This window comes from Paenisporosarcina sp. TG-14, assembly GCF_000297555.1.
Lineage (GTDB): Bacteria > Bacillota > Bacilli > Bacillales_A > Planococcaceae > Paenisporosarcina > Paenisporosarcina antarctica.
Genome location: NZ_AMGD01000002.1, coordinates 143,957 through 168,295 on the forward strand (window position 1 = coordinate 143,957; position 24,339 = coordinate 168,295).

At 37.3% G+C, this 24,339-nt stretch carries 24 protein-coding genes and 1 pseudogene; 18 read left to right on the top strand and 7 right to left on the bottom strand.

Features of this window, described 5'->3' with window-relative positions; translation table 11 throughout:
* The first annotated feature begins 363 nt into the window (after positions 1–363).
* The 10 genes from C406_RS0101045 (at position 364) to C406_RS0101090 (ending at position 11,222) form a co-directional block, all read left to right on the top strand.
* Positions 364–792: a thioesterase family protein gene (locus C406_RS0101045; protein ID WP_017378727.1), complete on the top strand. Its 429-nt coding sequence runs from the start codon at positions 364–366 to the stop codon at positions 790–792.
* On the top strand, positions 789–1,931 hold the full coding sequence (locus tag C406_RS0101050; protein WP_017378728.1) for a Leu/Phe/Val dehydrogenase: 1,143 nt from the start codon (positions 789–791) through the stop codon (positions 1,929–1,931). Before C406_RS0101045 ends, C406_RS0101050 begins: the two co-directional genes overlap by 4 nt.
* Positions 1,932–1,952: 21 nt before the next feature.
* Positions 1,953–3,014, top strand: coding sequence for a pyruvate dehydrogenase (acetyl-transferring) E1 component subunit alpha (gene pdhA, locus C406_RS0101055; RefSeq protein WP_017378729.1), 1,062 nt, complete (start codon positions 1,953–1,955; stop codon positions 3,012–3,014).
* Complete coding sequence (locus tag C406_RS0101060) at positions 3,011–4,030, top strand: alpha-ketoacid dehydrogenase subunit beta (protein WP_017378730.1); 1,020 nt, start codon at positions 3,011–3,013, stop codon at positions 4,028–4,030. The genes pdhA and C406_RS0101060 overlap by 4 nt, the downstream gene beginning before the upstream one ends.
* A gap of 12 nt (positions 4,031–4,042) precedes the next feature.
* Entirely contained in the window at positions 4,043–5,263 is a 1,221-nt protein-coding gene (locus C406_RS0101065) for a dihydrolipoamide acetyltransferase family protein (RefSeq protein ID WP_017378731.1), read from the top strand.
* A gap of 1 nt (position 5,264) precedes the next feature.
* Positions 5,265–6,710: a dihydrolipoyl dehydrogenase family protein gene (locus C406_RS0101070; protein ID WP_017378732.1), complete on the top strand. Its 1,446-nt coding sequence runs from the start codon at positions 5,265–5,267 to the stop codon at positions 6,708–6,710.
* A 230-nt stretch (positions 6,711–6,940) separates the two neighbouring features.
* A complete protein-coding gene (locus C406_RS0101075; protein ID WP_017378733.1) occupies positions 6,941–7,921 on the top strand; it encodes an ABC transporter substrate-binding protein in 981 nt (326 codons plus the stop codon).
* A gap of 293 nt (positions 7,922–8,214) precedes the next feature.
* Complete coding sequence (locus tag C406_RS0101080; protein WP_017378734.1) at positions 8,215–9,207, top strand: ABC transporter substrate-binding protein; 993 nt, start codon at positions 8,215–8,217, stop codon at positions 9,205–9,207.
* 190 nt (positions 9,208–9,397) lie between these two features.
* Positions 9,398–10,447, top strand: coding sequence for an ABC transporter permease (locus C406_RS0101085; protein WP_017378735.1), 1,050 nt, complete (start codon positions 9,398–9,400; stop codon positions 10,445–10,447).
* Positions 10,425–11,222 carry an ABC transporter ATP-binding protein gene (locus tag C406_RS0101090; protein WP_017378736.1) on the top strand — a complete coding sequence of 266 codons (798 nt, stop codon included), beginning with the start codon at positions 10,425–10,427 and terminating at the stop codon, positions 11,220–11,222. The genes C406_RS0101085 and C406_RS0101090 overlap by 23 nt, the downstream gene beginning before the upstream one ends.
* 135 nt (positions 11,223–11,357) lie before the next feature.
* On the opposite strand, the gene C406_RS0101095 is transcribed toward C406_RS0101090, so the two are convergent.
* Entirely contained in the window at positions 11,358–11,957 is a 600-nt protein-coding gene (locus C406_RS0101095) for a hypothetical protein (protein WP_017378737.1), read from the bottom strand.
* Positions 11,958–12,331: 374 nt separating this feature from the next.
* On the opposite strand from C406_RS0101095, the gene C406_RS0101100 reads away from it, so the two are divergent.
* Positions 12,332–13,225, top strand: a complete 894-nt coding sequence (locus C406_RS0101100) for a patatin-like phospholipase family protein (protein ID WP_017378738.1) — start codon at positions 12,332–12,334, stop codon at positions 13,223–13,225.
* 134 nt (positions 13,226–13,359) lie between these two features.
* Here the strand turns inward: C406_RS0101100 and C406_RS0101105 are convergent, their stop codons facing one another.
* A complete protein-coding gene (locus tag C406_RS0101105; RefSeq protein ID WP_017378739.1) occupies positions 13,360–13,539 on the bottom strand; it encodes an H-type small acid-soluble spore protein in 180 nt (59 codons plus the stop codon).
* Between the two features lie 729 nt (positions 13,540–14,268).
* Positions 14,269–14,769 (bottom strand): PaaI family thioesterase, encoded by a 501-nt coding sequence (locus tag C406_RS0101115; RefSeq protein ID WP_017378740.1) that lies wholly within the window; start codon positions 14,767–14,769, stop codon positions 14,269–14,271.
* A gap of 318 nt (positions 14,770–15,087) precedes the next feature.
* Here C406_RS0101115 and C406_RS0101120 point away from each other — a divergent pair, with 318 nt between their 5' ends.
* The 3 genes from C406_RS0101120 to C406_RS0101130 all read left to right on the top strand — a co-directional run bounded on the left by C406_RS0101120 (position 15,088) and on the right by C406_RS0101130 (position 17,582).
* Positions 15,088–16,020 carry an ABC transporter ATP-binding protein gene (locus C406_RS0101120; RefSeq protein ID WP_017378741.1) on the top strand — a complete coding sequence of 311 codons (933 nt, stop codon included), beginning with the start codon at positions 15,088–15,090 and terminating at the stop codon, positions 16,018–16,020.
* A 98-nt stretch (positions 16,021–16,118) separates the two neighbouring features.
* Positions 16,119–17,114 (top strand): ABC transporter permease, encoded by a 996-nt coding sequence (locus C406_RS0101125; RefSeq protein WP_443146794.1) that lies wholly within the window; start codon positions 16,119–16,121, stop codon positions 17,112–17,114.
* Positions 17,115–17,147: 33 nt separating this feature from the next.
* A complete protein-coding gene (locus tag C406_RS0101130) occupies positions 17,148–17,582 on the top strand; it encodes a DUF6526 family protein (RefSeq protein ID WP_017378743.1) in 435 nt (144 codons plus the stop codon).
* 99 nt (positions 17,583–17,681) lie between these two features.
* On the opposite strand, the gene C406_RS0101135 is transcribed toward C406_RS0101130, so the two are convergent.
* The 3 genes from C406_RS0101135 to C406_RS0101145 form a co-directional block, all read right to left on the bottom strand.
* Positions 17,682–18,086 carry a VOC family protein gene (locus C406_RS0101135; protein ID WP_017378744.1) on the bottom strand — a complete coding sequence of 135 codons (405 nt, stop codon included), beginning with the start codon at positions 18,084–18,086 and terminating at the stop codon, positions 17,682–17,684.
* Between the two features lie 133 nt (positions 18,087–18,219).
* The gene (locus C406_RS0101140; RefSeq protein WP_017378745.1) at positions 18,220–20,082 is read right to left on the bottom strand and encodes a tetratricopeptide repeat protein; all 1,863 of its coding nucleotides are present in this window, start codon (positions 20,080–20,082) and stop codon (positions 18,220–18,222) included.
* A complete protein-coding gene (locus C406_RS0101145; protein ID WP_017378746.1) occupies positions 20,079–20,504 on the bottom strand; it encodes a hemerythrin domain-containing protein in 426 nt (141 codons plus the stop codon). Before C406_RS0101145 ends, C406_RS0101140 begins: the two co-directional genes overlap by 4 nt.
* 176 nt (positions 20,505–20,680) lie before the next feature.
* On the opposite strand from C406_RS0101145, the gene ric reads away from it, so the two are divergent.
* The 4 genes from ric to C406_RS0101165 all read left to right on the top strand — a co-directional run bounded on the left by ric (position 20,681) and on the right by C406_RS0101165 (position 23,547).
* Positions 20,681–21,379, top strand: coding sequence for an iron-sulfur cluster repair di-iron protein (gene ric, locus C406_RS0101150; RefSeq protein ID WP_026045566.1), 699 nt, complete (start codon positions 20,681–20,683; stop codon positions 21,377–21,379).
* Between the two features lie 75 nt (positions 21,380–21,454).
* Positions 21,455–22,216, top strand: coding sequence for a molybdate ABC transporter substrate-binding protein (gene modA / locus C406_RS0101155; RefSeq protein ID WP_017378748.1), 762 nt, complete (start codon positions 21,455–21,457; stop codon positions 22,214–22,216).
* Between the two features lie 3 nt (positions 22,217–22,219).
* Entirely contained in the window at positions 22,220–22,903 is a 684-nt protein-coding gene (gene modB / locus C406_RS0101160; protein WP_017378749.1) for a molybdate ABC transporter permease subunit, read from the top strand.
* 5 nt (positions 22,904–22,908) lie between these two features.
* Positions 22,909–23,547: an ATP-binding cassette domain-containing protein gene (locus C406_RS0101165; protein WP_017378750.1), complete on the top strand. Its 639-nt coding sequence runs from the start codon at positions 22,909–22,911 to the stop codon at positions 23,545–23,547.
* Between the two features lie 124 nt (positions 23,548–23,671).
* On the opposite strand, the pseudogene C406_RS20915 reads toward C406_RS0101165, so the two are convergent.
* Positions 23,672–24,043, bottom strand: a pseudogene (locus tag C406_RS20915) (transposase); the annotation flags it as partial.
* Positions 24,044–24,339: the final 296 nt, after the last annotated feature.

Below are 24,339 nucleotides of genomic sequence, written 5' to 3' on the forward strand. Positions count from 1 at the left end.
ATTTCTTCTATTTGTTCAAATAATGATTCTTCCGAATATTTTGTTGACTATGATATTACGGTTTGTTAATATTACGTTGGAATAGTGTTATGCGAAAAGGTAATGTCATATATTAAATGGAAGCGCTTTCATGAAGTGTGTGACGAAATTAAATAGAAGTGCAAGGGACTTTAAAGCTAGAATTTTAAAAAGGTCATCAATTAGAAAGAAAATTAATCTTTTTTCCTATCTCAAATATTTTATTCAATTTTATTTGTATTGATGTTTAAAGGATTGCTAATTGGTATAGAAGAGGTCTTTATAAAATATATTTAGGTTAAAAGTCTATGATGAAGCATCTACATATTAAATTGAGGTGAAACGATGAAACCGGGAATGGAAGTAGGTAGAGAAGAATCAATCGAAATCATTGTGACAGAGGATATGTTTGCTGCGTTTGAAGGGAAAGTTGTCCATCCTGTCTATTCGACCGTAGCGATGACATATCACATGGAGTGGGTTTCTCGTAAAATCATTCTACCATTTTTGGAGAGTCATGAAGAAGGTATGGGTGCTTCAGTACAACTTAAACATGTAGCTGCATCTCCACTTGGTTCCACCGTCTCATTAACAGCAACTTTAGTGGAACTTCGTGACAATATCGTCTTGACAAAAATACTGGCGAAAAATCAGTTAGGAGTAATCGGAAAAGGTGAAGTGAAGCAAGTAATATTACCTAAAGAAAAGATTGCGGAGAAATTGAAACAAGCTACTTTCTTAATAAAGCTACATTCAAGGGGGCATTTTAAATGAAAATAACAGAAAAATTGTCAATCACAAGAGATTTTGAACTTTTCGACAAAATGAGTGAACATGAGCAAGTAGTTTTTTGTAATGATCCTTCAACAGGTTTGCGTGCAATTATAGCTATTCATAATACGACTCTTGGACCTGCACTCGGAGGATGTCGTATGCAACCATACACTAGTGTTGATGAAGCATTGGAAGATGTTTTACGACTTTCAAAGGGAATGACTTATAAGTGCGCTGCTGCAGATGTTGATTTTGGTGGAGGAAAAGCAGTTATTATTGGGGATCCCAGAACAGACAAAACACCTGAATTATTCCGTGCATTCGGTCAATTTGTAAATTCATTAGGAGGTAGATTTTTTACCGGAACTGATATGGGAACGAATATGGATGATTTTATACATGCCATGAAAGAGACAAATTTTGTGAACGGTTTACCGGAAGCATATGGAGGCGGCGGGGATTCATCAATACCAACAGCTGCAGGTGTTTTATACGGAATAAAAGCAACCAATCAAGTACTCTATGGAAAAGACGATTTGGGTGGCCTTGTATACGCTATACAAGGTCTTGGTAAGGTTGGATTTAAAATTGCAAGTAGCTTGCTTGAAGAAGGCGCTCATCTAATCGTATCTGACATTAACGAAGATAGTCTGAAAGCGATTGAAGAAATAGCAACAAAAACTTCAGGAACAGTAAAAATAGTTGCAAAAGAAGATATTTATTCACAACAAGCGGATATGTTCGTACCTTGTGCCTTTGGTGGAATTATAAATGATAATACAATTGCTCAATTTCAAGTAAAAGCTATTGCAGGTTCTGCTAACAATCAGTTACTACATGAAAGCCATGGGAAAATGCTTCAAGAAAAAGGCATACTTTACGCACCAGATTATATTGTTAATTCCGGAGGGCTCATCCAGGTGGCCGATGAATTGTACGGCACTAACCATGAACGTGTTCTTGCTAAAACGAAACATATTTATGATGCCATATTGGAAGTATTCAAACAGGCTGAAATTAGTGGATTGTCGACAATGGAATCAGCAAATAAAATGTGTGAGAAGAAAATAGAGGTCAGAGGGAAAAGGAATGGTTTCTACACAGCGTCAGTTAAACCTAAATGGTCATTTCGCAATTAATCATGATAGGAGGCAATGAATATGGTACTTGACTATCCGATTAAAAAAATTATAGATGATAAAGGATTCTTAATTGATTCGACATATGAAAAACAAATTGATGAGAAATTGGTTAAAGAATTTTATTTCAATATGATGAGAATTCGTACATTTGACAGGAAAGCAATTAATTTACAAAGACAAGGTCGTCTCGGAACTTATGCTCCTTTTGAGGGACAGGAAGCTTCACAAGTTGGCAGTGCGCTTGCTCTTGGACCAAATGACTGGATTTTCCCAACATACCGTGATCATGGAGCAACGTTGACTTACGGAGCCGATATGGTAAGGGCGCTTTTGTACTGGAATGGACGTGTAGAAGGTTGTGTCCCACCCGAAGGAAAAAATATATTCCCACCCGCGGTTCCTATCGCTACTCAACTACCTCACGCTACTGGTGCCGCATGGGCTGAAAAGAGAAAAGGAACAAAAAATGCAACCATTGCATACTTTGGGGACGGCGCCACGTCAGAAGGTGACTTTCATGAAGGCTTGAATTTTGCAAGTGTGTTTAAAGTACCTGTCGTGTTTTTTAACCAGAACAATGGCTATGCAATTTCGCTTCCCATTGAAAAACAGATGAATTCAGCAACTATTGCACAAAAATCAGTTGCCTATGACATGCCTGGAATTCGAATTGACGGTAACGATTGTTTTATCGTGTATTTTGAAACGAAAAAAGCATTTGATTATGCTAGAAGTGGGAATGGTCCAACGTTAATAGAAGCGGTTACCTGGAGAACGGGTGCACACACTACAGCAGATGATCCATCTAAGTATCGTCCAAATGAACAAGGAATGAATATTGTCGACCCGCTTTCACGGTTAGAAATGTTTATGAAAAATTATGGCTACTGGGACGAAGAGTGGATAAAAGAAGTGAAGAAAAAAATAAATAATGAAATCGAAGCAGCTGTAGAAGGAATGGAACAGTTTCCCGCTCCCGTAGTGGACGATATTTTCGATCATGTATATGCAGTAATGCCAGCTCACCTTGCTGAACAAAAAGAATCCTATCTTACACATTTAAGGGGGAAAGCTAAATGACGACCCACTTGATAGAGTCGAATCAAAAAAACGAAACGACTAAACAGATGACGATGATTCAAGCAATTAATGATGGAATGAGAATTATGCTTGAAGAGGATGATCGAACCATCATACTTGGAGAAGACATTGGTAAAAACGGTGGGGTATTCCGTGCGACAGAAGGACTTCAGGAAAAGTTTGGTGATGATCGAGTAGTCGATACACCGCTTTCTGAAGCGGGTATTATTGGTACATCGATTGGATTAGCCGTAAACGGCTTTAGACCGGTTGTAGAAATACAGTTTCTAGGTTTTATTTATCCTGCATACGAACAAATTATGACACATGTTTCACGAATTCGGACACGATCGATGTCTCATTTCACCGTACCGATGGTCATTCGTGCACCATATGGAGCTGGAATTCGCGCTCCTGAAATCCATTCGGATAGTACGGAAATATTATTCACACACATGCCTGGCATCAAAGTAGTCTGTCCTTCTAGTCCCTATGATGCGAAAGGATTATTAATTGCGGCAATGGAAGATCCCGACCCGGTACTTGTCTTAGAAACGATGAGAAATTACCGTTCAAAGAGAGAAGAAGTACCGGTCGGAAAATACACCGTAGAAATTGGTAAAGGAAAAATTGTACGTGAAGGTACGGATGTAACACTTATTGCTTGGGGGGCTATGGTTACAATTGCGGAGAAAGCAGCGGAACAAGCAGGACAACAAGGAATTAGTTGTGAAATTATAGATCTTCGTACACTTTATCCAATTGATCGAGATATACTCTCTCAGTCTGTGCAGAAAACCACAAGAGCGGTCATCGTTCACGAGGCACATAATACTGGTGGACTTGGCAATGACATCATTTCAATCATAAACGATACATCTTTCCTATATTTACGTGCTCCGATTGAACGAGTAACAGGGTTTGATGTACCGGTACCATTCTTTTCATTAGAAGAACATTATCTTCCTACACCCGCCCGTGTACTAAAAGGAATTGAAAAAGTTGTTCATTTTTAAGGAGGAAATGCAATGCTTGAAGTAAAATTGCATGATATCGGTGAAGGAATGACCGAAGGAGAAATTGTTCAATACCTGGTAAAGGTTGGTGATCGAATAAAAACGGATCAACCACTTGTGGAAGTTCAAACAGACAAAATGATTGCAGAACTTTCTTCACCTTGTTCGGGTGTAGTGACAAAAATTGTTATTAATCCTGGCGAAACTGTCCAAGTTGGAACAAGCCTTATTTACATCAAGGCAGATAACAACTCTGAGGAAAAACAACCAACTCAAACTGAAGAGAAACATAATCCTTACATTAAAGCTATCCTACCAAGTGAAAAAAGTGGGAAATCTTCCTTAAATACTTTTCACCGGGTACTCGCTACACCCTACACACGTAAAATTGCACGTGACAACAATATAAGTATTGAAGATGTTCGTGCTTCAGATCTGTCAGGTAGAGTAACTGAAGAAGATGTATATCGTTTCCTAAAAGGGGAGCAAATAGTGAATGAACCAATTGCGGAAGTACAGCAAATAACAATCAAGAAAGAAACTACTGATGAAATTCCTTTCAGAGGCATACGTAAGAAAATCGCTCAAAAAATGACGAAATCACTATTTACAATTCCACATGTTACGCATTTTGATGAAGTAAACATGTCGAATTTATTTAAAATACGTGAAGAATTAAAAGCGTCAGGTGAATCAATAAGTGTTCCTGCATTTCTCATAAAAGCACTTGTTATTTCATTAAAAGATTTCCCGATTTTCAATGCTGAACTTGATGAAGAAAATGACCTCATTTTACTTAAAAAAAATTATCATATTGGTCTAGCAACTAATACTGACAATGGGCTACTTGTCCCGGTTATCCATGATGCGGACAAGAAATCAATCAAAGAAATTAATGAACAAGTCAAAACGTTGACAGAGAAAGCGATAGCTGGGAAATTACAGCCTATCGAAATGCAAAACAGCACATTTACGATGAGCAATGTTGGTCCTCTAGGCAGTACCGGTGCAACACCAATTATCAACTATCCAGAAACAGCTATAATTGCTTTTCATAAGACAAAAAAACAACCTATTGTCAATGACCAAGATGAAATCGTTATCGGTCATATCATGACACTTTCCATGGCATTTGACCACAGAGTTGCTGACGGTGCTACAGCTGTTGCATTTACAAACCGTTTTGCCAGTCTGATTGAACACCCACACAAACTGATGATGGAGATGATTTGATATGGTTGTAGGGGAACTCATTCAGGAAAGAGATCTAATTATCATCGGTGGTGGACCCGGTGGCTACTCTGCTGCCATACGAGGTGCCCAGCTCGGGCTTTCAGTAACATTAATTGAACAAGCAGATTTGGGTGGTGTTTGTTTAAACAAAGGTTGTATTCCTTCCAAAGTTTTTACTCACGCTGCAGCCAAACTAGCAGATACAGCTCATTTACGTGATTTAGGGATTGGGAATGGAGATGAAGTCTTTAATTTAAAGAAACTCCTTTCTTACAAAGAGTCTGTGATTGATGGGCTTAGATTGGGTGTAGAGAGTCTTTGTAAGGAGAACAAAATCGAAGTAATCCTAGGTAAAGCTACATTTCTCGGTGTAGATAGAATTGGTGTGGAAAATGGACATCAGTTTGACATTTACGAATTTAAACAGGCTATCATCGCGACAGGCAGTTCACAGGAAATGCCTTCCGGATTGATGGGGAATGAAAAACGAATTTTATTGTCCCATGAAATATTTGAATTAGAAGAAGTACCAGAACATCTTATCGTAAATGGATGTGATTACATCGCTCTTGAAATAGCGTCTAGTTTTGCGGCACTCGGTGCAAAAGTCACGATTCTTCTCGATAATAAAGAAGGCTATCCATTTGATGAATCAATCAATAAGGAATTGAATCGATTATTCAAGAAACGGAAAATTAACGTGATTAAAGTAGTTGAATTGATTTCTACGAATGAAACTGAGGACGCAATTTCTGTAACTTGTTTAAACGATAAAAATTCTGAAGAGAAAATAATTGGATCATATCTACTTTTTTCTGGGAATAGGAAACCGAATATAGAACCTCTAGGAATCAGTCGCTTCAAAATAGAACAAACGGATGAAGGATTCATTAAGGTGGACAAAAATATGCAATCATCGATTCCTTCCATATATGCAATTGGTGATGTAACGGAAGGTCCTCTCCTAGCAGTTAAGGCAATTAAGCAAGGAAAAGCGGCTGTAGAATCTATTGCAGGTGGAACGCCGGAAGTTGATCTCACCTTTTTACCAATTGTTGCGCACACAATTCCTCCCATTGTATGTGTTGGTCTTACTGAACAAAAAGCACGTGACTGTGGCATGGAAGTACGTGTCAGCCGATTTCCTCTTGGAGGCAACGGTTATGCGACAATTACAAGTAAAAAGGATGGCTTTATTAAAGTGGTTTCCGATTCAACTACCGATATAATTGCAGGTATTCAAATGATCGGGGAGGGTGCAATTGACATGTCGGGTTCCTTTGTCCAGCTGTTAGAAATGGCTGCAAAAGAAGAAGATATAAAATTTCCTGCATACGCGCATCCAGGATTAAATGAAGGACTACTTGAAGCGGTGGAAGGTCTTATTGGACAAGCAATTCATGCTGTACCTATTAAAATTAGAAAGATAGATTTGTTATCGATTTAAGTAGTTTCCGCTGAAACGTAATTAAGGATAGGATTAGTTACTAGCGTGTATTGTCAACTAATCTATTAAAGTTAAATAAATACCTGAAATCCCCTTTTTTATAAACTAAATATACAAAATTTTCATACTCTATTTGACTAACTATTTAAGCGCGTGTAATATTACGATAAATTATAATATGGGAACAAGTTTTTTCAACATAGAATTAGAAACTAGCAGGGGGAAAATTAATGAAGAATATTTGGGGTAAATTTGGGATTGTTTTTTTCAGTACTGCGCTAATCCTGGCAGGGTGTGGTGAAGGAGGAGAAAACAAAGCTACTGGGGAAACAAAGAAATATAAGATTGGTGTCACTCAAATAGTAGAACACCCATCATTAAATGCTGCTTATGATGGCTTTAAAAAGGCTATAGAAGATGAAGGGCTTGAGGTAGAATATACAGTGGAAAACGCACAAAATGATAATAGTGCGAACACTACAATTGCTAGTAACCTCGTTAATTCTGGAGTAGATTTGATTTTTGCAAATTCAACACCAAGTGCACAAGCTGTAGCTAGTGCTACACAAGAAATTCCAATCGTTTTCACTTCCGTTACAGATGCTGTAAGTGCTGAGTTGGTTGATTCAATGGAAAGTCCAGGAGGGAATGTGACAGGTACAATAGATTTGCATCCCGATGTAATTTTGAATACTTTGACGTTCCTAAAAGAAGAATTAGATGCAAAAAATGTGGGAATTATATTTAACTCAGGAGAACAAAACTCCCGTGTACAGGTGGATAGAGTAAATGAATTGAAAAATGAACTGGGTCTAAATATTGTGGAAGCGTCTGTTGCAACATCGGCAGAAGTGAAACAAGCGGCAGATTCATTAATAGGTAAAGTTGACTCAATATATATTATTAAAGACAACACAGTAGTTTCAGCGCTTGAATCCGTAGTTTTAGTAGCTAAAACTAACAAAATACCAATGATGGTTGGTGAGTTAGATTCAGTAAAACGAGGCGGTTTAGCTGCATTTGGCTTTGAATACTTTGATCTTGGATATGAAGCGGGCTTAATGGCTGTTAAGATTTTAAAAGAAGGTAGTAAACCGTCCGATTTACCAGTTCAAGTTCCTAAAGAATTAAGATTTGTTATGAACAAAGAGACAGTAGAAGCAATTGAGCTAAAAGTTAAAGACGAGTGGAAAGCAGAATTCAGTGAATAAATTAGAGATTTTCTATAGTTTTTAACTATTTTTGCTCTGTGCTACTAATCTCGTATATTTATTAATGTAGATGAAAAGATTTCTTTCTTATCTAAATATATAAATGTATGATTGAAGATAGCACTGAAATCCTTTTAAGTTTATAGCAACTCTACATGTTCAACGCTTAAATTATCAGAACTCTTAAAATTTTTAGACTAAATTTATATTTCAATATAGTATATTGAGTAATCTATTCCTTAGTTTCAAAGATTCACAAAATAGAACTTAGATAATAATAGGGGGACAATTTAATGAAGAATAATTGGAAGAAAATTGGGCTTGTTTTTTTTAGTACTGTTCTAATTCTTGCAGCATGTGGAGATGGAGGCGATGAAGCCGAAAAAGATACATCTAGTGATGACACAAAGACATATAAAATTGGGGTTACTCAAATAGTCGAACATCCTTCTTTAGACGCAGCATATGATGGCTTTCAAAAAGCGTTAGAAGATGCAGGAATTGAAGCAGAATATAACGTCCAAATTGCACAAGGTGATGCAAGTGCCAGTACGACAATTGCAACTAACCTAGTCAGCTCTAATGTTGATTTAATATTTGCGAATTCAACACCAAGTGCCCAGGCTGCGGCCAGCGCCACTTCAGATATTCCGATTGTGTTCACATCAGTAACAGATGCCGTTGGAGCAGAGCTAGTTGAATCAATGGAAAAGCCGGGCGGTAACATAACAGGTACGATTGATAGTCATCCTGATGCGATCGCAAATACAATGAAGTTCCTTAAAGAAGAATTAGGAGCTAAAAAAGTTGGTATGGTGTTTAACTCAGGAGAGCAAAACTCTCGTGCGCAAGTAGACGCGGTTAAAGAAATGCTAAAAGATATGGATATGGAAGTTGTTGAAGCGTCTGTTGCTACGTCTGCAGATGTTAAACAAGCCGCAGAATCATTGATTGGCAAAGTAGATTCTTTCTACATCATTACAGATAACACAGTTGTTTCTGCACTTGAATCTGTCATTTCAGTAGCAAACGACAATAAACTACCGATGGTGGCTGCCGAATTTGACTCTGTAAAACGAGGTGCCTTAGCAGCATACGGATTTGAATACTTTGACATCGGATACGAAGCAGGAGAAATGGCAGTAAAAATTCTAAAAGATGAAAGCAAACCAGCTGACCTTTCTGTTCAAATTCCACAAAAATTAATTTTCACTATGAATAAAGACACAGCATCAGTTATCGGACTTGATATCAAAGACGAGTGGAAAGCTGAATTTAGCGAATAAGAAAAGCGGAATGCGCCTTATAGCTCATCAGCGGCGCTGGAAGAAACGATTCGGAAAATTGTTTCCGCATGAGGGTCTGAAGCTTAAGGTGTGAGCTGGCTCTTAGAGCTAGAGATAGCTACTCCCAGTTCTATAATTTCTACTCGAAAAAACTTATATTTTTTAATAATAAAACAGGAGGTGATTCTACATGTTTTCAGCTGTATTTGGCTCTGTAGAGCAAGGAATCATCTATGCAATTATGGCACTCGGAGTGTATATCTCATTTCGAGTGTTGGATTTTCCAGATTTAACGGTTGATGGTAGTTTTGTAACAGGAGCTGGAGTTGCTGCCACGATGATTATCTTAGGATACCATCCGATGTTAGCTACAGCAGTAGCCGTTATTATTGGGTTTTTGGCTGGTTGTGTAACCGGCCTTCTACATACAAAAGGGAAGATCAATGCCTTACTTGCTGGAATATTGATGATGATTGCTTTATATTCTATAAATTTACGAATAATGGGACTAACTTCCGAGAATTCCATAGGTCGACCGAATATTCCCTTATTAAATGCCGAAACAATGTTTAATCAATTCCAATCATTTTGGGGTTCTTTTGGAATAGACACGGCTATTAACAATATGTTCAGTATGATGGGGGTTCAATATTTACCGTCCACATGGGGTATTTTGTTTATTATGACCATCATCGTTTTACTAATTAAGTTTCTTGTAGATTGGTTCTTGAAAACTGAAGTTGGACTTGCCATAAGAGCTACTGGCGATAATAAAAAAATGATTCGCAGCTTATCGGCTAATACAGACACACTCATTATTGTTGGACTTGGTTTTTCAAATGCATTGGTTGCCTTTTCAGGAGCACTGATTGCTCAGTATGCTAAGTTTGCAGACATTGGAATGGGAATCGGAATGATCATCATTGGATTGGCTTCTGTCATTATCGGTGAAGCCATATTTGGTACAAAAACGATTGTTCGAACTACATTTGCTGTTATTGCTGGGGCAATTATTTATAGAATTGTACTTGGTCTAGCACTTAGAGTAGACTTCCTTGATACGGGAGACATGAAATTAATTACTGCCGTTATCGTAATTGGTGCGTTGATTTTACCTCAGTACTTTGAAAAGAAACGAGAAAAAAATAGAAAAGCTAAACGGCATGCCGAGCGCTTAGCAGAGTATCAAAATTCGCGAACGAAGGGGGGAGCTGCAGTTGCTAAACCTCATCCAGATTAATAAATTATTTAATGAAGCAACACCTGATGAAAAAATTGCTTTAGATCAAATAAACCTTAAGTTAAATCCAGGTGATTTTATGACGGTAATTGGAAGCAATGGTGCTGGGAAATCGACGATGTTGAATATGATTTCCGGCGCGCTTACTCCTGATTTTGGTGAAATTGAAATTGCCAAAAAAGACGTGACAAAATTACCCGAATATAAGCGTTCTCAGATGATTGGAAGAGTATTTCAAGATCCAATGGCAGGTACTGCGCCCACGATGACAATCGAAGAAAACCTTGCAATGGCTTATTCACGGAACAAAAAACGTCTGTTACGAATAGGTGTGGACAAGAAACGTCGGGAATTGTTCCGTGAATCTCTTGAAACACTTCATTTAAACCTTGAAAACCGTTTGAATGCAAAAGTAGGAATGCTTTCAGGAGGAGAAAGACAAGCTCTTTCACTGTTGATGGCTACCTTCACACAACCGGATATTTTACTACTGGATGAACATACTGCTGCACTTGATCCTTCTCGTGCAGAGTTGATTACCAATTTAACAAAAGAACTTGTTGAAAAAAATCAGCTCACAACACTGATGATTACTCATAATATGCAACAAGCTTTAGACTTAGGGAACAGGCTTATTATGATGGATAAAGGACAAATCATTTTAGAAATAGACGCTGTGGAGAAGAAGAGATTAACCATTCCAAAATTAATGGATGAATTTCAGCGTATCCGTGGTGAAAAGTTGACGAGTGACAAAGCGTTATTATCCGTTTAATTTATTTACATTTTGAATTACTTTAATTATTTAAATGTTAAAAACTGAATAAAAACGAAAAACGAGAAACCCATCAAATATTTGATGAGTTTCTCGTTTTTCATTGTTTTGAGTAGAAGTAATGTTACATACTATTTATTGATTGTCCTCAACATCCTCTACTAATGTAAATAAAAATCGGTAAATTAATTCATAAGCCTCTTTTAGCGACATTTCCATGTGAAATTGATCAACAAAATTTATAGGGAAATTCACATGCCACATGCCATCTTCTGTCGAAAACAACACACTGTATTCAGTTTTATCCCCTTGCAAATGATTGTCAAAATACGTTTTAATTGCATCACCGAATTTCTTTTGCAGTTTCAATCCCATCATAGCAGTATAGGCTTCAAATACTTCATCAAATTCTAATGCAATTGAGTCTACGCCGATATTCTCAAGTGAGGTGGATTCAACATAAAGAAATTCATTTCTGTGTACCTTTAGGTAATTTAATGGTTGATTTAAAAAGCTAAGTTTCTCTTTAGATATCAGTTCTTCTGTTTCTTTATTGCATCGTTCAATAACTGCATTAAAATAGCGAGTATCCGAGTCTAAATCTACAACTATGATATTACTGGAAAGTAACTGATGTTTTACTACATACTCTTTTTCCTCTGGATATAAATTCAACTTTTTCTCTTCTGTAGTTAGTGCATACGCTATATGTTTTTCTAACTGTTTTTTTAACATCGAGCAACAACTCCTGTTCTAATAATAGTATATCTCACTAGTCATAGTTAAGCTTTGATACAGCGAAAAATGTCTTGAATAAGTTATATATATTTAATTTCCCCAATGTAAAACCTATGTTGCTAATAGAATGAAGAATTTTTTCAGCAAAAGGACTTATTTTTGCTATTACTTCTTCAATTTCCATATAAATGCCATTAAATTATGGGCATCAGTGAAGAACATCAATTCCTTTTGTTTGAAAAGATTTTTCCCCTTTATTGATCACCAATTTATCTATGAGATTTTTGTTTATTTATTGTCATTTTAATAGTGTCTGTAGCATTTACTATGTAGGGAGGTATTGGGCTTCTTTTTCAAAAAACGTTTTTAAAATGAAAGAAGGGATAAGTATGAAAAGTGGTCTTATTTTAGAGGGTGGCGGCATGCGTGGTGTATATACGTCAGGCGTATTAGAATGTTTTCTAGAGAATGGGTTATTTCCGGATTATGTTATCGGTGTTTCTGCAGGTGCATGTAATGCGGCTTCTTATATATCAAGACAACTAGGACGAAATCATCAAGTGACGATAGGTTATGTCAACCATCCAGATTACATATCAATAAAAAACCTGATTCTTAAAAGGGAGCTTTTTGGTATGAATCTTATCTTTAATGAAATTCCAAATACTTTAGTCCCTTTTGACTTTGCTCGCTTCACCCAATCACCCGAGGAGTTTGTTATTGGAGCGACTAACTGTTTGACTGGTGAACCTGTATATTTTAATAAATCTACATCTTCTAAAGATATCTTAACCATTATTCGTGCATCTAGCTCTTTGCCTTTTATGGCACGTGCAATTGACTATCAAGGGAGCTTATTAATGGATGGGGGAATAAGTGATCCAATACCTATACATAAGGCGTTGGCTGATTGCGTCGATAAACCCATCATTGTATTAACAAAAGAAAAAGGATATCGTAAAGCAAAATCCTCACTTACAAAATTTACTTCTTATTTCTATAGAGATTATAAAGGATTAGTAAATACATTAGAGAACAGGTATCAGTTGTATAATGATACCTTAGATTTTATAGAAAAATTAGAAGAAGAGAAAAAAGCAATAATAATACGTCCAAGCAAAGCATTTAATATAGGACGAATTGAACGCAATCCCGAGAAACTTACGATGTTATATAATCAAGGCTATAATGATGCCATGGCAAATCTGCCTTACCTTACTGATTGGTTAGGAATTCCAAATGTTAATCAAGAAGTGGTGATGTGAAGAAAATTGAGTGTGTTTTTTATACTTAATGAAGAGCATCTTGTCATATACAAACCGTAATCACATATAACAACCACCACTCCAGAGTTAGAATGGTGGTTGTTATTAATTATCATCAAGAATATTTTTGATTTTTATTGTTCTATTAAGTTCCCTAATGATACTTCTTGTTCATTTTCCGGATCATTGAGAGGATAAATTCTAGCTCTTCCTTTATTTTCATCTACATGCTGAATATAGATTGGAATTCCATCACAAAACACTTCAGCCAAGATAGGGGATGCAGCAATTTCTTGCGCTCGTTGAGCATTCATCAAAAATCCTCCTTTTTATTCGTACTGTACTAATTATTCACTTAAAATTCCTGAATTATACGAATTTAAATCAAAATAGATCCCTAGTTAATCCAGAACTATCGCCACATGATCAACTGGTGAAAAATTGTAAACTTTAAATTTTTCTACTTTAAATAGACATTCATAATGTAAGAGTACAACTATTTATTTCAACCATTATACCCAAGTAATCTTGTGTTAATAATGGTATGATAGAGTTGTATTAGTATAGGTACTCAAGGGTGGTTGGCTCACTTCCTGAAAGGGGGTGGTGCCTGTGTCAGTAGCTGAAAGTCTGATGTTTGCAATAGCTTTTGCAACTTTAGTCGTTTTGATATTGTCCTTTAACCAAAAAAAATAACCCATCCTTGAGTTAGCAGCCAAGATGGGTTATTTCTCACTATTTACGCTGACACCCTTGTAGGGAACCTGCTATTACATGACTGAATGGTGCTGGTTACACCATTCGGTCTTTTTTAGTTTATGCTCTTCTAAGTATTATTATAACATATTGAAAATTACTTTCAAATTAAATAAACTACTAAACGAGAAATTCAGCTTAATTATGACCAGTTCTAAATATTAGCTATCGATAAAATCAAAAATTCATATATACTGGATAAATATTAGCTTCTATTTGTAACTTAAATAAGAATTAACCAGTATAGAAGTATTAGAGTCTATACTGGTTATATTTAACTACTTAGTCTACTCTTTTTTTGCGAAAGTACTTGGCATTACTACAGCCATAACTTCTCCAGTAGCACAAAGAATATCATTAGCAAAGACCTCTACATCTACTTTCCACTTTTTCGGGTGTATTTCATGTACAGTTCCAATTGCTTTTAACGGCACGCCATGTGGAGTCGGCTTTTTAAACTCGACTTTTAAAGAAGCTGTCACAAAACGAGGAGGCTCCGCATCATCGCCTACTTCATGTCCGTTTTTGCGATGTAACATTAATGCCGCTGAACCTGTCCCATGACAATCAATTAGTGATGCAACCACGCCTCCATAAACAAAGCCAGGAAGAGCGATATGATCTGGTGATGGATTGTAAATAGTTAATGTATTTTCACCTTGCCACCCTGTCCGAAAATGATGACCATTTTCATTTAATTGACCACACCCATAGCACCATGCAAAATCATCTGGATAATCATCTTGAATTGCTCTTAACACCTGCTCAACCTGTTCAACCTTCTCCACTGTCATTCCTCCTCTTTTGGAATATTATAGCATAATGATATAATATATAAAGGGGAATATTCTGATTTCTTATAAAAGTATGTATATTAGGTAAGTAAGTTAGTAGTTTCGCTACAATCTAAGTTTACTGAAAGAAGTAACACTATTTATTCCACTTCTCTTCTCGTAAAGAGCTTTGAAACCCTAACAATCACTTAAGACTGATATACTTTTTAATTACCATGAGTTTTCCAGTTGATGAAAAAGAAGATTCAAGATAGATATATTCTTATTTAGAGAATAGAATATTATTATAGATACATAGCAGGAGTGTGAAGAATGCAAAATCAGGAAGAAACAATGATTGAAGTAAAAAATCTTGTAAAGAAATACGGTAGCTTTACAGCTGTTAATGGGATTGGCTTTTCTGTGAAAAAAGGGGAAATATTTGGTCTACTTGGACCAAATGGGGCGGGGAAGTCGACAACGTTAGAAATGATGGTGGGCCTGCGAAAATCTGATGGGGGAACAGCAATCATCGGTGGATTTGATATTTCACGAGACTTAAAGAAAGTCAAAGAAGTAATCGGAATTCAACTACAATCTACAACGTTATTCGAACTACTTACTGTTGAAGAAATCCTTCGCTTATATGCAAGTTTTTATCAAAAAAATGTATCAATTTCTGATCTAATTGAGGAAATGAGTTTAACAGAAAAAACCAAAAGTCGAATCAAGACTCTTTCGGGTGGTCAGAAACAACGTTTGGCGATTGCGCTTGCTCTGGTTCATGATCCTTGGATACTTTTCTTAGATGAACCTACGACTGGTCTCGATCCTCAGGCTAGACGAACACTATGGGATATTGTCTTGAAATTAAAAGAAAAAGGCAAGACCACTGTATTAACCACGCATTATATGGATGAAGCTCATGTTCTTTGTGACCGCATTGCCATAATGGATCAAGGCAATCTCATTGCTTTAGATACCCCTTCAGGACTCGTGAAAAGTTTAGAGTCTGATAGTGCGGTAGAATTTCAATTTGAAGGAGAGTTTCTGAAGGATGAGCTTGAATCGCTTAATGGAGTGAAACAAGTAGGCAATCGTAAGGATACATATGTTCTGTACACCGACGATCTTCAGGTGACATTAATTAATTTAATACAATTGACTTCTTTAAAAAACTTAAAATTGACAGATCTTCAAACTAGAACATCCACGTTAGAAGACGTCTTTATTCATATGACAGGAAGGAGTCTGAGAGAAGGATGAAGGCATATTGGCAATTAACTTTATCCCAGCTACGTATATTCCTTCGAAATCGCCAAGTTCTATTTTGGACACTTGCATTCCCGATATTTCTAATGCTGATGCTTGGCACTTTCTTAGGAAATGGAAATGGCATTTCTGTCTCTATTGGAGTAGTGGATCAAGATCAAACGACTCAGTCGAAAGAATTCTCTAAAGTACTTGCCAACAATGAAGCCATTCGTCTTGAATCAAGCATTAGCGAAGAGAAAGCGCTAGATCAAGTGAAAAAAGGAGATCTTCAACTAGTTGTTATCATCCCTAAAGGTTACGAAGAATTGATGAAGGAGAAAGAAAACACTGAGTCTTTTGAGCTTCCAGTCTATTACAATGAAACTAACCTTGCTATTTCACAAGTGGGCTTAACAATAGTTAGTAGTGTTGTTGATGGAATTAGTAAGGAAAAAGCAAATTACACACCCAGCATTGTAACCGATTCACGCGGAGTTGAAGCGTTGGATTTGAAATATATTGATTTCCTAGTGCCAGGTATTCTAGCAATGATGATCATGAGTAACAATATGAACGGAGTTGCAGGGCAGATTGCTGCTTGGAGAGAGCGCGGCATTTTAAGAAGAATGCAAGGGACGACGTTAAAAGCTTCAACATTTATCGCCGCACAAATTACTGCGAGATTAATGTTAAATGGAATGCAGGCACTTATCGTATTAGCAGTGGCCAACCTAATTTTCGGAATTAGTGTAAACGGATCCTGGTTAAGTTTAATTACGTTTGTTATTTTAGGAACACTTGCTTTTATGGCGATTGGATTTATCATTGCTGGAATTGCCAAAACACCTGAAAGTGCATCACCAATCGCTGCTTTTTTATCTTTTCCCATGTTGTTCTTAGGGGGCGTATTTTTCCCGATTCGTGATATGCCAGCCTACCTTCAACCGATTGTGAATGTTTTACCGATTTCTCATTTAAGTCATGCTTTGCGTGAAACAATGAATGTAGGAACACCTTTTATGGCCCTTGGTTCAGATGCTCTAATATTAGGCTGTTGGCTAGTTGGAGCATTCATAATAGCAAGTTACACATTTAAATGGGAATAGACATAATTAAAATAGGATAAGAAGGAGTCTTTTATGAAAAAACAAGATTATAAAACACATGTACGGATGCACCCGCTTTATCATTATGTTTTATTAAGTCTATTACTCGGGACATTGATCGTTTCTATTATCAATTTGTTTCGCTCACTTAATTCAGGAGACAATGTTTTGCAATCTATCTTACTTTTACTGATGGTCGCAAGCATCATTATTATTGCAATCCTTGTCAGATTATATTCAATGAAAATCCAAGATCGAGCTATCCGAGCGGAAGAGAATTTACGTCATTTTGTTTTAACAGGCAAATTATTAGATCCAAATCTAAGCAATGGGCAAATCATTGCCTTGCGTTTTGCTGATGAAAAGGAGTTTCCAACTCTTAGTGAACGTGCGGTGAAAGAAAATCTTAAGCCAAATGAGATTAAGAAAGCCATTGTAAAATGGAAAGCTGACAACAATCGAGTATAAGAATTATATGAAAAACCCGTTGAAAATTAACTTTTCAACGGGTTTTTTCTATATTCATATGTGTATTCATTAGATAGAATTTATGAGTTGAACATGTACTTACATTTCACCAGATCCATAGTTAAATTGCCATTCAATCCCAAACTTATCTTTAACACTACCGTAACATTTACTCCAGAATGTTTCTTGAAGCTCCATACCAACAGTTCCATCTACTTTTAATTGATTAAATAATGACTTAATCTCATCAAGGTTATCACTAACTATTGCTAGACTAATATTAGTACCCTGAACAAAAGTCATACCAGGGAATATATCAGAAAACATAACAACACTTCCACACATATTCAAACGAGTGTGCATAATTAGATTTTTAGCTTCTTCCGGTAGAGGGTACTCTTCACTCGGCGGCATTTCACCAAATGTCATAATTTTTGGTTCTTCTGTTTTAAATACCTCTGTGTAATATTCTACCGCTTCTCGACAATTCCCATTAAAGTTCATATATATTTCAATAGCTATGGCACTTCACTCCTTTGTTTTTATGATTCATCAACAATTAAAGTTTATCATTTTAATCATAATATTTTCGACAGTTATGAGACAGAGAAGAAAGGTTCTATGTTAGGTTCCAAGTTTAAAAACCTGGTTCTAAAAATGTCCAAATTAGCTTTGCCTCTTCCGGTGAGCGTGGAGAGAGAATGATAGACTTTGGATATGGATTAGCTTTAGGACGCTTTTCCACGTGTTTCTTAACATAGGGATTTTTATCAACTGCTTCTAAAAAAGTTGCCTGCGTTGCTGTTGAAAGCAAGTTCGTCTTCTTCAATTGAATCAGCCATTTAAACCACGCATAAAATGCGTTATCTGTTTGTTGGTCTTCATAGTGATTAATAATGCTATCCGCTTCATCTAATCTTGCAAGTGCTATTAACGTGGACATCGCCAAATAACGGACACCTTGATGATCACCAGGATTCAATTGTAGCAACCTGTAAAATTCTTTAAAAGCTTCTTCAAAACGGCCTTGTTGCCAATAATGAATACCCAGCAGAAAAAGGGCACGTAAATAGGGGCGGTTTGGAACATAAAGCCAAGCTACATCCATATCTGGTTCAAAATCTACTCTCCCACTAGCAATTGCTTCTTTTAATAATATCTCATGTTCATTGTTGTTCGATTCTGCATCAGCAGCTAGTAAAAACTCATCCACAATTTGGGAATGGAGCTGGAGTACTGCTTGTGCTTTTTCAGCTCGCAATATGTCCGTTTTAATGGCATACGCTTCATAGGCAAGGAGCTGTGCTTCTTCAATTTTAGATTTCGGAATATATGGTTCACCGTGATAATAATCCATGTGGCGTTTCAACACAGTATCACTTGTAATCGTTAAATTTTTCAAATGCATAAGAAGCTGCCAGTTCTGATATTCATTTGTTTTCGGGTCAGTGCCCACTTCAAAAGCATAGGTCGCTTCTTTTTCATCTTCATGGGTTGATGCTTCACTATAAAACGCACGTAGATCTTCTGCAAACAGATTGATTTCAGTTGAATCCACCGCAAAGTAATCAGCGATTTTCTCTTTACTCCATTCGAATTTAATAAGTCGATAGTCGATTCCAAACTGAACGGCACCTGCAATTGCCGCTTTTGGCACGTTAGGCTGGAGTTCGAGATAATGAAAGAAACCTTCAATTAAATCGTCACTCTTCAAATCTTCATCAATCAAAAATTGTTCGAGTGCATTCACCGTTGCGATTACTTCACTTGATACATTGTTACTTGCGCTCAGACCATTGCTAAAAAGTTGATATAACGTCATGATGTTTTCTCTGTAAAATCCTTGTACCGAATCAATTTCTGAAGAACCGTACATATCGCTTAATTTCTGAATGGTGTCTTCTTTTACTTCTACAGCCACAGTCACACTATTGAGTACCATCAATCGATCCGAGTGGCGTATATCCGGTAAATAAAAGCCGATAGCTATATTTCCAGATTCAACTGGAAACGACTCATTAACATCTATTTGAAGTACGTTTACAGATAATAAATCTTGTACTTGTGCTTGGTAATTAGTCACAGAAAGAATTTTCCCCACTAGAAAAACGGGATTTAACCAATCTTCAAGAATTTTTCGAATCTGGTGACGTTCTTCTTTAAGTATTTTTCTATGGATAAATGAATTCCAAATATCTACTCGCTCAAGGAAGAAATAGATATCACCGATAATACTGCCTGATTTTTCTTTGCCGTAAAGCGGTACAAGAAGATCCTCATTTTTGTCTTTCCAAGCGAGTAATGCCTTTTGTTCGGAAGGATGAGGATTATTTTCAAAGAAATCTTGCAACACTTTTTGCATGGCTTGATCAAGTTCATCGTTCAGCCGATCAGTGCCTTCGTTTGTACCGCAACATTTTTTGTGTTTTTTTCCACTTTGACAAGAGCAGGGGGTATTTCGTCCAATAATATCGAATTTTTCTCCATGAAGTTTTGTCATATCGTTGGTTCCCCGAGTAAAAGTCGTTCCTCATCGCGACTGTGTATAGCATTAATCACTAGAAGAGCGTGGAATTGCTGCACTACTTCTAGAGTGAGGCCAGCATCATTGAGCATTTGTTTTATATCTGTTGCAATAATTCGCAATAGGTCATGATCACGTGTTAGTTTTACTACAACCTCTGAGAGATCTGGATTCTCCTCTACCACTTCTTTATAAAAGTCTTCCTCTTCAGCGTCAGCATGACTAATGATCCGTGTTTCCCAATATTCAAGTAAGTGGTCTGCAGCTTGACGTGCTACTTCAAATTCTTTTGCTGCCAACAACTCTTCCATTTCATCGGTTTTTGTAATGGCACCCGACAGCCCTCCTTGATGAATCGCGTGGTGAGCATGTTTTTGGCGCAAAGATGGTCCAGACATGTTTTTAACACCCTTTCTATCTATCATTCAATTTTTTTTAGTATATCATAGGAAATTAGCAGAATTTCCCCCTTAGGACATTCCCGTAAGTGAAAGAGGGAAGTCCCTGATTGGCTGAAATGGTCGAACCATTTAGTATTCTAATTGAGAATAAAAATCACTAACAGGAGGAATATATGATGAGTTTAACTATAGATACAACAGTAGCCAATATTGTAAAGGAAGTTCCAAGAACCGGCGATTTGTTTCGTGAATTACGCATTGATTTCTGTTGCGGCGGTAAAATCCCCTTGCATCAAGCAGTAAAAGAACGCGGACTCGACGTGGAAGAAGTTTTGGCACAAGTCCTTGAAGTAGAAAAAAAACAAGCACAACATGATAGAAAACTGCCATCTTCACTCGAGCCTGTGGAACTGATTGCCCATATTCAAGAAAAATATCATGTGAAATTGCGTGAAGAACTTCCGGCACTCACTCCATACGTAACGAAGCTAGTAAAAGTTCATGGTGAACGTTACCCCCATATCATCAGGGTCAACGAAATCTTTAAACATTTGAAACGAGAATTACTTGAACATACAGATGATGAAGACAATAACGTTTTTCCGTTAATTAAAGAATTTTTCCTAAATCCATCTACCGAAACTGCAAACTTATTAAAACCTCATTTGACAGAGCTTGAAGACGAGCATGAAAATGCCGGGAACTTATTAAAGGAACTAAATGAAATTACAAATAGCTTCCAACCTCCGGAAGAGGCATGCGGCACGCACAGACTAGTATTAAAAAGACTAGCGGACCTTGAAGCAGATACATTCCATCACATACACCTTGAAAATAACGTTCTTTTCGATCGTGTTAAACAGGCTATATAAAATAGGAGTCGCTTTTCAAGTCAAGTGCATTGACTGAATTGCGACTCCTACATTTGATGAACAAGGAGATACTGTATGAAAAATATGATTCTCTTATTGATGTTAGTCGTACTCGGAGCCTGTGGGAAACCGTCTCCTGATAATGACAGTGAACTTGTCATTTCAACAGCGTCCAGTCTTAAAGAAGCCATGTTAGCTATAGAAGTTGAATTCGGCAAAGTACAACCGAACACTAAATTGATGTTCAACTTTGGTTCCTCGGGAAAATTAAGAAGCCAAATTCATCAAGGGGCACCTGCAGATGTGTTTCTGTCAGCGAGCCTTGAAGATATGGATATACTGGCTGATGAAGGGTTGATTATAAAAGAAACTGTCATGCCTTTTGCAGAAAATCGGCTCGTGCTCGCTTCATTAAATCACTCAGAAAGTAATGACTTTTCTCAGTTGTTGATGTCTACTCATGAAACCATCGCAATCGGTGAACCGGAAAGCGTTCCACTTGGTGAATATACAAAACAAGCACTCGACAGTCTTGAGTTATGGGAAGCATTAAAAGGGAAAATGATTTATGCCAAAGATGCACGCCAAGTGCTTACATATATAGAGAGTGGCAATGCAGCGCTTGGTATTATCTATTTCTCTGATACCAAGGTATCGCAAAACATCAAAATTATCAGCGAACTACCTGAAAGTAAGCATCCAATTATTTATCCAGCAGGCATAACTGAAGAATCTCAAAACAGGGAAGTGGCGGAAGCATTTTTAACATTTTTAACAGGAAAAGAAGGCCAGAAAATTCTTGAACAATACGGGTTTATTAAGGTTAAAGGGGGATAATCCATGATTGCGTACGATTTATCGCCCCTTTTCTTGTCGCTGAAAGTAGCAACGATTTCAACAATTCTTGTATTTTTCACAAGCCTCATTCTCGCTCGCTTCATGAGCCGACACGAGTTTTTCGGAAAAAGTGCCATCGACGCATTAATTCTCTTGCCACTTGTGTTGCCGCCGACTGTTATTGGTTTCGGACTTATTGTGTTATTTGGCATGAATGGTCCCTTCGGTAAACTGCTTGAGGACTTATTTGGTATTCGAATCGTATTTTCATGGATCGGTGCTGCAATCGCTTCATTTGTTGTGTCACTTCCACTTATGTATCAGAGTGTGATGGCTGCTTTTGAAAAAGTAGATCCTCGTTGGGAAAACGTCGCTCGGACAATGGGAGTTTCAGAGTGGCGCATTTTTCGGACCATCACGTTTCCGCTCGCCTGGTCGGGTATACTGGCGGGCTTGATCCTTTCCTTTGCGCGAGGCATTGGTGAATTTGGAGCAACTCTTATGATTGCGGGTTATATTCCTGGAGTAACGGAGACGATTCCACTCGCCATTTACTTTGCATATGAAGCGGGCGAGATGGAGAAAGCCGTTTTTTGGGTCATTGTAATTTCAGCAGTAGGTGTCACGGCCATAACATGGGTGAATTACTGGCGCAAAAAAAATGCTTACCGTATTGGAAGGGAGTGACGCGGATGTTGAATGTGGATTTCCGCAAACAATTGGAGCAGTTTGAATTGCACATGCAGTTTCAGATGGGCAAAGAAATAGTAGCAGTTGTTGGATCATCAGGATCAGGAAAAACAACCTTACTCAATTGCATCGCTGGGATTATGCAACCAGATACAGGAGGGATATCCCTGCATGGCAAGGATTTTTATAAAGAAAGTAAAAAACCCTTAAAAATTCAAAAGCGAAAAGTCGGTTATTTGTTTCAAGATTATGCACTGTTTCCTCATCTTTCTGTTGAACAAAACATTCTATATGGTACAACACGAAACAATGATATAGCGCATATAAGTGAACTGACAAAAATTCTCGACATTTCCTTGCTCTTATCAAAATATCCTCAACAGATTTCGGGTGGTGAAAAACAACGAGTGGCACTTGCACGAGCACTTGCTGCCAAACCGGATATGCTACTTTTGGATGAACCCTTTTCAGCACTTGATGATGAGACAAGAAGTCGCTGTCAATCTGAACTGTTGCGGATACACGAACTGTGGAGCATTCCAATCATTTTCGTGACACACCGAATAGACGATGCGCAAAAACTCGCAAAACGTTGTATTCGAATCGAAAAAGGCAGGATGACAGAACAGTTGCAACCGTAAGCTTCCCTAATATAAACAGAACACTGAAAAACTCGCGTTAAAAAATCCATTCTTAGGTGAGTTTGAAAAAAAGGCGAGATTTCGTTCAATTCTAAACGAAATCTCGCCTTTACCTTGTGTTTTTTTATTTTGATTCCTTCATTAAGGTCATAATTCGTTTGAGCTTCACCGCAAATATAGCTATGGTTCCTTGCATTTGCATACCAAATAGACATGGATATAAAGCCACATCATATCCATGTCTATGTTTTAGCTCACCGTTTTTCGCTTCAATTTTATAACGAGATTTTGCTTTCCTTTTAAATTCCTCGCTATTTTGAAAGGCTTCTTGACCTTTAATGTTCTATCGACTTTGTGGTCACAAAATAGGTCTTACTTTCGCATCTTCGGTGTAACAACCTTCTCGATACGGACAAGTTTTACATTTATCAACGTCAAAGTAATAAGTTTGCCTCTTGGTTTTACCTACATTTTTCTTATTAGTCCGAGCTGATTGAATGGCCAAATAACTAGCCATAAATAGACTAAGGTTTATAGATCCTTGATTGGACAATACCGAGACAACACCTAAATTAAGTTCTTTAATAATAAAAGCTAATACCTGAAAATTAGTTTTTTAGTTTAGTAGGTTATTGTAGTGAAAGGCGGCGAGAAAACATGTGCTCCTGCGGTTACTCGTCGCAAAGATATTGGACGAATTACAGTTCGTCCAATATCTTTCCAGCGGGAATAGCATGAGTTGAAGACCCCGCAGGCGAGCTTGCTCGTTGAGGAGGCTGAGGCCCAATGTCA

What these genes read in the sequence shown, in the direction of transcription:
- C406_RS0101045 (WP_017378727.1), top strand. Translation starts at nt 364, where the DNA reads ATGAAACCGGGAATGGAAGTAGGTAGAGAAGAATCAATCGAAATCATT.
- C406_RS0101050 (WP_017378728.1), top strand. Translation starts at nt 789, where the DNA reads ATGAAAATAACAGAAAAATTGTCAATCACAAGAGATTTTGAACTTTTC.
- pdhA (WP_017378729.1), top strand. Translation starts at nt 1,953, where the DNA reads ATGGTACTTGACTATCCGATTAAAAAAATTATAGATGATAAAGGATTC.
- C406_RS0101060 (WP_017378730.1), top strand. Translation starts at nt 3,011, where the DNA reads ATGACGACCCACTTGATAGAGTCGAATCAAAAAAACGAAACGACTAAA.
- C406_RS0101065 (WP_017378731.1), top strand. Translation starts at nt 4,043, where the DNA reads ATGCTTGAAGTAAAATTGCATGATATCGGTGAAGGAATGACCGAAGGA.
- C406_RS0101070 (WP_017378732.1), top strand. Translation starts at nt 5,265, where the DNA reads ATGGTTGTAGGGGAACTCATTCAGGAAAGAGATCTAATTATCATCGGT.
- C406_RS0101075 (WP_017378733.1), top strand. Translation starts at nt 6,941, where the DNA reads ATGAAGAATATTTGGGGTAAATTTGGGATTGTTTTTTTCAGTACTGCG.
- C406_RS0101080 (WP_017378734.1), top strand. Translation starts at nt 8,215, where the DNA reads ATGAAGAATAATTGGAAGAAAATTGGGCTTGTTTTTTTTAGTACTGTT.
- C406_RS0101085 (WP_017378735.1), top strand. Translation starts at nt 9,398, where the DNA reads ATGTTTTCAGCTGTATTTGGCTCTGTAGAGCAAGGAATCATCTATGCA.
- C406_RS0101095 (WP_017378737.1), bottom strand. Translation starts at nt 11,957, where the DNA reads ATGTTAAAAAAACAGTTAGAAAAACATATAGCGTATGCACTAACTACA.
- C406_RS0101100 (WP_017378738.1), top strand. Translation starts at nt 12,332, where the DNA reads ATGAAAGAAGGGATAAGTATGAAAAGTGGTCTTATTTTAGAGGGTGGC.
- C406_RS0101105 (WP_017378739.1), bottom strand. Translation starts at nt 13,539, where the DNA reads ATGAATGCTCAACGAGCGCAAGAAATTGCTGCATCCCCTATCTTGGCT.
- C406_RS0101120 (WP_017378741.1), top strand. Translation starts at nt 15,088, where the DNA reads ATGCAAAATCAGGAAGAAACAATGATTGAAGTAAAAAATCTTGTAAAG.
- C406_RS0101125 (WP_443146794.1), top strand. Translation starts at nt 16,119, where the DNA reads ATGCTTGGCACTTTCTTAGGAAATGGAAATGGCATTTCTGTCTCTATT.
- C406_RS0101130 (WP_017378743.1), top strand. Translation starts at nt 17,148, where the DNA reads ATGAAAAAACAAGATTATAAAACACATGTACGGATGCACCCGCTTTAT.
- C406_RS0101135 (WP_017378744.1), bottom strand. Translation starts at nt 18,086, where the DNA reads ATGAACTTTAATGGGAATTGTCGAGAAGCGGTAGAATATTACACAGAG.
- C406_RS0101140 (WP_017378745.1), bottom strand. Translation starts at nt 20,082, where the DNA reads ATGACAAAACTTCATGGAGAAAAATTCGATATTATTGGACGAAATACC.
- C406_RS0101145 (WP_017378746.1), bottom strand. Translation starts at nt 20,504, where the DNA reads ATGTCTGGACCATCTTTGCGCCAAAAACATGCTCACCACGCGATTCAT.
- ric (WP_026045566.1), top strand. Translation starts at nt 20,681, where the DNA reads ATGATGAGTTTAACTATAGATACAACAGTAGCCAATATTGTAAAGGAA.
- modA (WP_017378748.1), top strand. Translation starts at nt 21,455, where the DNA reads ATGAAAAATATGATTCTCTTATTGATGTTAGTCGTACTCGGAGCCTGT.
- modB (WP_017378749.1), top strand. Translation starts at nt 22,220, where the DNA reads ATGATTGCGTACGATTTATCGCCCCTTTTCTTGTCGCTGAAAGTAGCA.
- C406_RS0101165 (WP_017378750.1), top strand. Translation starts at nt 22,909, where the DNA reads ATGTTGAATGTGGATTTCCGCAAACAATTGGAGCAGTTTGAATTGCAC.